Origin of the sequence: Streptococcus mitis, from assembly GCF_002096925.1 — a bacterium.
GTDB lineage: Bacteria > Bacillota > Bacilli > Lactobacillales > Streptococcaceae > Streptococcus > Streptococcus mitis_AF.
Genome location: NZ_NCVN01000044.1, coordinates 1 through 1,809 on the forward strand (window position 1 = coordinate 1; position 1,809 = coordinate 1,809).

Annotated in this window: 2 protein-coding genes; one reads left to right on the forward strand and one right to left on the reverse strand. The window is 33.5% G+C overall.

What is annotated here, in order from left to right; genetic code table 11:
- Window positions 1–115: 115 nt before the first annotated feature.
- Window positions 116–463: a hypothetical protein gene (locus B7692_RS07280; RefSeq protein ID WP_084930335.1), complete on the reverse strand. Its 348-nt coding sequence runs from the start codon at window positions 461–463 to the stop codon at window positions 116–118.
- Window positions 464–689: 226 nt separating this feature from the next.
- Here B7692_RS07280 and B7692_RS07285 point away from each other — a divergent pair, with 226 nt between their 5' ends.
- On the forward strand, window positions 690–1,607 hold the full coding sequence (locus B7692_RS07285) for a hypothetical protein (protein WP_239822383.1): 918 nt from the start codon (window positions 690–692) through the stop codon (window positions 1,605–1,607).
- The last annotated feature ends 202 nt before the right edge of the window (window positions 1,608–1,809 follow it).

Consider the following 1,809-nt stretch of genomic DNA (forward strand, 5'->3'; position numbering starts at 1 on the left):
CAAACATTAAAACGATGTTTGTCTTCAATCTGAAACAACGGATTTGCCGTTGTTTTTTTTGGAGATAAGGGACTATTGTCCCAGACTCTTTTTTAATTATATTTTTATAAAGAAATTATTTTTTCTCCTTTGTTAACCAGTAGGTAATTCCAGCTGATGTAATTCCAGAAACAACAACAGCAACAATTATCCATAATCTGTTATTTTCTACAGAAATAGGTGTAGCATAAGTTTCTTTTTTGGTTTCTATAGGATTTGATAAGAAACTCATAACATTTTGGTTAGTGGTTCCTCCATCACGGATATTTTTCATAACAGTTTTGAAGGAATCTGCATAATTTCTATTTCCTTGAATAACATTTGCTTCAGTAGTAATCAATTCGTTTGTTGTTGAAATAGTGCGGTCAATATTATCTTTAATCGTTTTGACTTGGCTATTAAATTGAGTGAATTGTTCTTTCATTATTCCAACAGCTTCATGATTCTTGTTAGTTATTTTTGAACTATCAGAAGTAGTAGTAACTAGTGATTGAATAGATTGATACAGTTGCCCAGCTGTATCAATTTTAACTTTTAATTGATTGTTGTTTGATTCAGAAGTTGAATTTGTAGTTTCAAGTTGTTTTTCTTTTGTTTTTTTCCATATGTCATATTCTTCTGATAAAGATTGAATTGATGCATTATTTAATGTGTATAAAGATATAAAAGAAAATAGTCTGTATAAAAAAGTTGAATATTTTGAATTGGAATCTATCTGGGCAGCTTTATATGCGTATTATCGTTTTAGAAAAAATAAAAAAGGGGATATCATTGTTTCTAAAGCAACAACAGAATTCGGTAAGTCATTAGATGATTATTTTAAAGTGGGTAAGAAATTAAGTGGTAGTCGTATTTACGAAGTTGTTCAATATAAAAATGGTGATGTTTCACAGACCTTTAAATCCATTATGGAAAATCTAGGCTATACTAAATATAACGAAGAATTGAGTAAGGTTTTCAAATCTTTTAAAGATACAACTCGATTTAGTACCAAAGTGGCTAGTGTCGGAAAATCAATTGTGTCTACAACTGGAAGTCTACTGAAAGAAGAATTCACTAATGAAATAAGTTTCAAGGATGCTGGTAAAGGCCTGTGGAAAGGAATTACAAGTGAGAAAGGACTCATAGGTTCTGTTAAAGAAGGACTAACAAACTTTAAATCCGCTACGAAGTTTGGTAAGTTTTTAAAAGGAGCTGCAGTTGTTGGAGCTGCTTTAGATGTGGTTGATACTTTTTTAAACATCAGTGATAATGAAAAAGAGGCCAAACGTCAAGGATTGAGAGGAAATGAAGTTGAGGCTAGTAAGGCGACAGGTTTTGTGATAGATGCGGCTAAGGCAGCGGGAACTACTGTTGCAGGGATTGCTAGGGCAAGCGTTGGAGCAGCGCTAGCAGGTTTAGTTGTTGGTGCGACAGCTCCGGCTTGGTTACCTGGGGCAATTGCAATTGGAGTATCCGCAGGTGCTGTAGGTGTATTAAACTGGGCTGATAAAAAGTTTAATATTACGGATAATCTTAAAAAAGGCGCCAATAGCCGGATAAAAAGCATGAGAGGATGGTTTAAATGATACTGGAACGAATTAAAAAAACGTTTGAACTTCAAAGAAGGAGTGTCCACGGACCAGTTCCTCTGTGGGGGGTATTAAATGGGATTTTTATTTTATATCCTATAGCATTTTGAACTGCACCCCAAAAGTTAGACAGAAAAAATCTAACTTTTGGGGTGCTTTTATTATGAAATTAACTTATGATGATAAAGTTCAGATCTAT

Bases quoted from the DNA above. Each gene is read 5' to 3' on its own strand.
- B7692_RS07280 (WP_084930335.1), bottom strand. From the start codon at position 463: ATGAAAGAACAATTCACTCAATTTAATAGCCAAGTCAAAACGATTAAA.